General features: G+C 71.7%; 7 protein-coding genes. 1 reads left to right on the top strand and 6 read right to left on the bottom strand.

The window, feature by feature from the left end; translation table 11 throughout:
- The 6 genes from CNO22_RS25000 to CNO22_RS24980 all read right to left on the bottom strand — a co-directional run.
- The coding region (locus CNO22_RS25000) for an FGGY family carbohydrate kinase (RefSeq protein WP_269799634.1) at positions 1 to 507 on the bottom strand (507 nt) is incomplete at its 3' end.
- A gap of 17 nt (positions 508 to 524) precedes the next feature.
- Positions 525 to 1,715: a xylose isomerase gene (gene xylA, locus CNO22_RS24995; RefSeq protein ID WP_100501954.1), complete on the bottom strand. Its 1,191-nt coding sequence runs from the start codon at positions 1,713 to 1,715 to the stop codon at positions 525 to 527.
- Between the two features lie 48 nt (positions 1,716 to 1,763).
- Positions 1,764 to 2,657: a carbohydrate ABC transporter permease gene (locus CNO22_RS24990; protein WP_232807335.1), complete on the bottom strand. Its 894-nt coding sequence runs from the start codon at positions 2,655 to 2,657 to the stop codon at positions 1,764 to 1,766.
- Positions 2,654 to 3,172, bottom strand: coding sequence for a carbohydrate ABC transporter permease (locus CNO22_RS28600; RefSeq protein ID WP_198588581.1), 519 nt, complete (start codon positions 3,170 to 3,172; stop codon positions 2,654 to 2,656). Before CNO22_RS28600 ends, CNO22_RS24990 begins: the two co-directional genes overlap by 4 nt.
- Positions 3,082 to 3,534 carry a carbohydrate ABC transporter permease gene (locus CNO22_RS28595; protein ID WP_198588580.1) on the bottom strand — a complete coding sequence of 151 codons (453 nt, stop codon included), beginning with the start codon at positions 3,532 to 3,534 and terminating at the stop codon, positions 3,082 to 3,084. The genes CNO22_RS28600 and CNO22_RS28595 overlap by 91 nt, the downstream gene beginning before the upstream one ends.
- Positions 3,535 to 3,575: 41 nt before the next feature.
- The gene (locus CNO22_RS24980; protein ID WP_100501953.1) at positions 3,576 to 4,859 is read right to left on the bottom strand and encodes an ABC transporter substrate-binding protein; all 1,284 of its coding nucleotides are present in this window, start codon (positions 4,857 to 4,859) and stop codon (positions 3,576 to 3,578) included.
- A gap of 337 nt (positions 4,860 to 5,196) precedes the next feature.
- On the opposite strand from CNO22_RS24980, the gene CNO22_RS24975 reads away from it, so the two are divergent.
- The gene (locus tag CNO22_RS24975; protein ID WP_100501952.1) at positions 5,197 to 6,210 is read left to right on the top strand and encodes a LacI family DNA-binding transcriptional regulator; all 1,014 of its coding nucleotides are present in this window, start codon (positions 5,197 to 5,199) and stop codon (positions 6,208 to 6,210) included.
- Positions 6,211 to 6,329 lie beyond the last annotated feature (119 nt).

Below are 6,329 nucleotides of genomic sequence, written 5' to 3'. Positions count from 1 at the left end.
GGAGGATGTGTATAAGAGGCAGGCCAGCTCCCAGGTCAGCCAGTCGTGCGGCAGGCACACCGCCGCCGTCCGGGCGGCGTTCTCCGGTTCGGCCTGCGCCAGCCACCGCAGCTTGGTGACCGTGAACGAGGCGACCGGCACGAGGCCGACGGCGTCGGCCCACGCCCGGCCGCCGGCCTCGGGCCCGCCGAGCTCGGCGACCAGGTCCGCAGCGGCGCCCGCGGAGCGGGTGTCGTTCCACAGCAGCGCCGGGCGGACCACCGCGCCGTCCTCGTCGAGGCAGACCATGCCGTGCTGCTGCCCGCCGACGGCCACCGCGGCGACGTCGCCGAGGCCGCCGGCCTCCTCGATCGTCGCCTGCAGCGCTGCCCGCCAGGCGGCCGGGTCGACCTCCGTGCCGTCGGGGTGCGGCGCCCGGCCCTCCCGGACCAGGCGACCGCTCTCCGCGTCGCGGACCACGACCTTGCACGACTGCGTCGACGAGTCGACGCCGGCCACCAGTGTCATGACGAGTGCCTACCGGGTCAGCGGGCGCCGAGCAGGTGCTCGAGCATCAGCTGGTCGAGCCGGACCACGCCGGCACCGCGCTGCCCGACGGTCTCGGCGTCGAAGTCCTCGAACGCCGAGCGGTCGGCCAGCAGGTCCTCGAAGGTCTCGCCCTCGGCCAGCGTGGGCCGGCGCAGCTCGGGCACCCGCGCGGCGGCCAGCGCCTCCTGCACCTCCGGGTCGGCGCGGAAGGCCGCGGCCCGCTCCTTGAGCAGCAGGTAGGTGCGCATGTTGGCCGCAGCCGACCGCCAGACGCCGTCCATGTCCTCGGTGCGCATCGGCTTGTAGTCGAAGTGGCGCGGGCCGTCGTAGGCCGGGCCCCCCTGTGGGCCGCCGTTCTCCAGCAGGTCCACGGTGCTGAACGCCTGCAGCAGGTCGCCGTGGCCGAACACCAGGTCCTGGTCGAACTTGGGCCCGTGCTGGCCGTTGAGGTCGATGTGGAACAGCTTGCCCAGCCAGATCGCCTCGGCGATGCCGTGGGTGAAGTTCAGGTTCGACATCTGCTCGTGGCCGACCTCGGGGTTGATCCCGACCAGGTGGGCGTGCTCGAGCTTGTTGATGAAGGCGATCGCGTGCCCGATGGTGGGCAGGAAGATGTCGCCGCGGGGCTCGTTCGGCTTGGGCTCCAGGGCGAAGCGCAGGCCGTAGCCGCGGGCCTCGGAGTAGGCCGCGAGGGTGTCGATCGCCTCGGCGTAGCGGTCCAGCGCGGCGATCAGGTCCTTCGCGGTGTCGACCTCGGTCCCCTCGCGGCCGCCCCACAGCACGTAGGTCTGCGCGCCCAGCTCCGCGGCCAGGTCCATGTTCCTCATGACCTTGCGCATCGCGTAGCGGCGGACCTCGCGGTCGTTGGCGGTGAGCCCGCCCTCCTTGAACACCGGGTGGGTGAACAGGTTCGTCGTCACCATCGGCACGCCCAGGCCGGTCTCGTCGAGGGCGGCGCGGAAGCGCTTGATGTGGTTGTCCCGCGCGGTGGTGTCGCTCCCGAAGGGGATGACGTCGTCGTCGTGGAAGGTGACGCCGTAGGCGCCGAGCTCGGCGAGCCGGTGCACGCTCTCGACCGGGTCCACCGCCGGGCGGGTGGCGTCGCCGAACGGGTCGCGCGCCGTCCAGCCGACCGTCCACAGGCCGAAGGTGAACTTGTTCTCGGGGGTCGGCTGCAGGGTGGTCATCAGGAGTTCCTCTCGCGGTTGCGGTGGGGTCGTGCGGAGGTGGTCGGGCTACTTGCCGAAGCCGGCCGTCAGCCCACTCAACAGGTAGCGGCGGCCGATCAGGTAGAGGACGAAGATGGGGATCACCGACAGCGTCACCGCCGCCAGCAGGCCGGGCACGTTGGTGCCGAACTGGCCCTGGAAGTCCCACAGGCCGAGCGTCAGCACGCGGGTCTCCTCCGACTGCGTGAGCACCAGCGGGAACAGGAAGCCGTTCCAGGCGGTCAGCGAGGTGAGCACGGCGACCGTGGTGATCGCCGGCCGCGCCAGGGGCAGCACCAGGTGGCGCAGGACGCGCAGCGGGCTGGCGCCGTCGAGGGTCTGGGCCTCGTAGAGCTCGCCGGGGATGTCGCGGAGGCTGCTGACCATCACCAGCAGCGCGACCGGCATCGCGAACGCCGCGGTCGGCAGGATGATCGCCAGGAGGGTGTCGTAGAGCCGCAGCTGCGTGATCATCAGGTAGACGGGGATGATCGCGGCCTGCGCGGGGATGGCCAGGCCGACGAGCATGAGGGAGAACCCCCGCTGCACGAGCCGCCCGGTGTTGCGGGCCACCGCGTAGGCGGCCGGCACGGACAGCGCCACCACGATCGCCACCGTCGCCGCCGTCACGACGACGGTGTTGAGCAGGTAGGTGAGGAAGCCCCCCTCGAAGACCGTGCGGTAGTTCTCCAGGGTCGGGTCCGACGGCGGCACCAGCGGGTTGGTCGACAGGTAGTCCTGGCGGGTGCGCAGGCTGCCCGTCACCAGGTAGTAGAGCGGGACGGCGACCAGGACGAGCCAGATCGTGGCCAGGATGCCGGCCAGCCAGTTGGGACGCTGGCGCCGTCCCCTCCGCCGTCGTGGGCGGGCCGGCGCCGGCGCGGCGGTCGCGCCCGGTGTCCTCAGCGCGGTGGTGGTCACAGCCCCTCCTGCTGGCTCTGCATGGCCCGGAAACCGGTGACCCGCGTGACGAACAGCGACAGCCCGGCGCCCAGCACGAGCAGCAGGACGGCGATGGCGCTGGCGTAGCCGAACTCGAAGCCGCTGAAGCCGGTGATGTACATGTACAGCGGGGCGATGCGGGTGGTGGTGCCCGGGCCGCCCCCGGTGAGGATGAGGATCGTGTCGAAGGTGGTGAACGAGCCCACCAGCATCAGCACGCTCGAAGTGATCACCGTGTACTTGAGCAGCGGCAGGGTGATCGTGAAGAACTGCCGGTAGCGCCCCGCCCCGTCGATGGTCGCCGCCTCGTAGAGGCTGTGCGGGATCTGCCGCGCCGCGCTCTGGTACAGCAGCGTGTGGAACGGGACGTACTGCCAGGACACCACCCAGACCACCGTGTAGATCACGATGTCGGTGTCGCCGAGGAAGTTGAAGCGGTCGAGGAGCGGCAGCGCCTGGGTGACGCGAAGTTCGGGTCGAGCACGGACACCCACAGCAGGGCGATCGCCGCGGTCGACAGCAGCAGCGGCAGGAAGAACAGCGAGCTCAGGACGGCGCGGTTGCGCTGACGTCCGGCCGCCCAGACCCCGATCAGGAGTGCGATCGGGGTCTGGACGGCCCAGGTGAACACCATGAACAGCAGCGTCAGCAGCAGGGCGTCGCGCGCCTCGCCGTCGGCGACGAGGCGCTCCCAGTTCGCCGTCCCGCTCGGCTGCGGGAACCCGAAGCCGTCCCAGTCGGTGAAGCTGAGGTAGACGACGAGGACCATCGGCAGGACGGCGAAGAGCCCGAAGAAGGCCACCGCCGGCGCGAGGTACCACCCCGACGGCCGCTCACGTCCGGTACTGGCTGCCATGACTCAGGTTCCCTACTGCTGACGCTGCTGGGTCGGGTCCGTCAGGCCGCGGACATCGCGTCGACGAAGCCCTGCGGGGTCTGCTCACCGAGGAAGAGCCGCTGCAGCTCGGTCAGCATCTGCGTGGCCACCTCGGCCGGCAGGTCCTGGTCCCAGGAGAGCTGGAAGTTGGGGGCGGCCTCGACCAGGTCGTAGATCCAGGTCGTGTACTCGGCGTTCTCCGCCTGCTCCAGCTGGTCCCGGACCCCGGCCACCGCCGGGACGTCGCCCGCGGCGACCAGATCCGACACGTACTGCTCGTCATTCAGCGCCGTGGTCACGTACTCCAGCGCCGTCTCCTTCTGGTCGGAGTCCGCCACGACCGAGTAGAAGTTCGTCGGGTTGCCCACGACGTTGGTGGGGTTCCCGGCACCGCCCTCGACGGCGGGGAACGGCGCCCAGCCCAGGTTGCCCGACTCGACGAACTCTGGGCTCTGGCCCAGCTGGTTGACGTACTCCCACGAGCCCATCAGGTGCAGGCCCGCGTCGCCCTGCGCGAGGATCGTCGAGGCGCCGCCGACGTCGTAGCCGACGGAGGCGAAGTCCTCGCCGAAGGCGCCGCGGTCGACCAGGTCGCGGATCATCGTGAGCGCCTCGAGCACGGCCGGCTGCTCCCAGGCGCCCGGCTCGCCGTCGCGGATGGCCTGGAAGACCTCGGGTCCGCCCACGCGGTCGAGCAGGTACTCCAGCCACATCAGCTCGGTCCAGGACTGCGAGCCGGCCAGCGCGATCGGCGTGACTCCCTGCGCCTCGAGCGCGTCGACGACCGCCAGCAGCTCGCCCCAGGTCTGCGGGACCTGCACGCCCGCGGCGTCCAGGACCTCCTCGTTGTAGAACATCGCGACCGGCTGCACGCCGCGCATGGGGACGCCGTAGTACCTGCCGTCGAGCTGGGCGGCCTCGAGCACGCTGGGCAGGAAGGAGTCGCGCAGCTCCGGGTTCTCCTCCAGCAGCGGCGTCAGGTCCTCGACCCGGCCGGCGTCGACGTACTCCTTGAGGTTGCCGCCGCCCCAGTTGAAGAAGACGTCCGGGGCCTCGGGTGAGCCCAGGGCGACCCGCAGCCGCTGCTTGTAGGGGTCGTTGCCGAACGTGGCCAGCTCCGCGTCACCGGACTCGGAGCTTGCGTTGAAGCGCTCGACCGAGGACTCCTCGATCGGGTTCAGGACGGTGTCCTGGAGGGCCCAGACCTGAGCGGTGTCACCACCGCCGCCACCACCGGCCGGGCCGGAGGAGCCGCAGGCCACGAGGGTCCCTGCGAGGAGGACCGCGCTCGCCTGTGCGGTCACACGGGTCAGACGCCGACGGGAGGACATCCCACCGCCACCTTCCTGTTTCGTCATTGAAAACCGAAAGTTTCGAGCAGTTGCGAGAACGTAAGGCAGGTCATGGTCGCTGTCAACGTGCCCGTCTGTGCGGCCTGTCGTCGCGACGCCGGTAGCCGTCTCACCCCATGGGGGTGCGGCACGACCCGGTGGACCGGTACCGCTTTCGGCAGAGTTTCGATAACATCCCGGACCACGTTGCTCCGGCGCCGCGGCCGGGGACGTCCGTCTGCGACGGCGCCCCGGGTCGGCCAGGCTCGGGACGACGACCCACGACGGCCGGACCCCGGGAGGACGGACAGTGCCCCAGCACCAGGCAGGCCGCCCCACCCTCGCCAGCATCGCCGCGGCGGCCGGGGTCTCGCTGCCGACCGTGTCCAAGGTGGTCAACGGCAAGACCGACGTCGCCCCGGCCACGCGCAACCGCGTCCTCGCGCTGCTGGCCGAGTACGACTACGTCCCGCTGGCGCGCAAGGGCGCCGAGCCGGAGAGCCCCCTGGTCGACGTCGTCTTCACCGCGCTGGACAGCCCCTGGGCCGTGGAGATCCTGCGCGGCGTCACCGAGAGCGGCCTGGAGGTCGTCGTCGACTCCCTGTCCGCCCGGGCAGGCCGGCCCTCGGGGTCGGACTGGGTGCAGTCGCTGATCGCCGGTGGCCGCCGGGGCGCGATCGTGGTGACCTCCCGGCTGACCGCCGCCGACCAGCGCCGGTTGGGCCGCTCGCGGCTGCCCGTCGTGGTCATCGACCCGATCGACCTGCCCGGCCCCGAGGTGCCCAGCGTCGGGGCCACCAACTGGGCCGGCGGGATGGCGGCCACCGAGCACCTCGTCGAGCTGGGCCACCGGAGGATCGCGGTCATCGGCGGCCCGGAGGCCTTCCTGTGCAGCCGGGCCCGCATCGACGGCTACCGGGCGGCCCTGGACCGCGCCGGCATCCCCGCGGACCCGCAGCTGGTGCGGCACGGCAACTTCCACCACGACGGCGGCTACGAGCGCGCCCGGGACCTGCTCGCGCTGTCCGATCCGCCGACCGCGGTCTTCGCCGGCAGCGACGAGCAGGCCTTCGGCGTCCTCGAGGCCGCCCGGCAGGCCGGCCTGTCCGTGCCGGGGGACCTCTCGGTCGTCGGCTTCGACGACCTGCCCATGGCGCGCTGGTCCTCTCCTCCGCTGACCACCGTGCGCCAGCCCCTGGCCGACATGGGCCGCATGGCCGGCCGGATGCTGCTGGAGCTGATCAACGGCAACGACCTGGCCAGCCAGCGCGTCGAGCTCGCCACCCACCTGGTGCCCCGCGCCTCCACCGCCCGGCGCACCTGACGCCACCCGGCACCGTCCCCCGGCACGGACAGGCCGGCCTGCCGGGCGGCCTCGAGGACGCCGCAGGCCCGGTCTCTTATCCCCATCTGACGCGTCCGACGCCCCCTCACGTTATCATA

It is taken from the genome of Geodermatophilus chilensis (assembly GCF_002802985.1).
GTDB lineage: Bacteria > Actinomycetota > Actinomycetes > Mycobacteriales > Geodermatophilaceae > Geodermatophilus > Geodermatophilus chilensis.
Note: the sequence above shows the minus strand (reverse complement) of the source record. Positions and strands in the feature narration are given on the sequence as shown.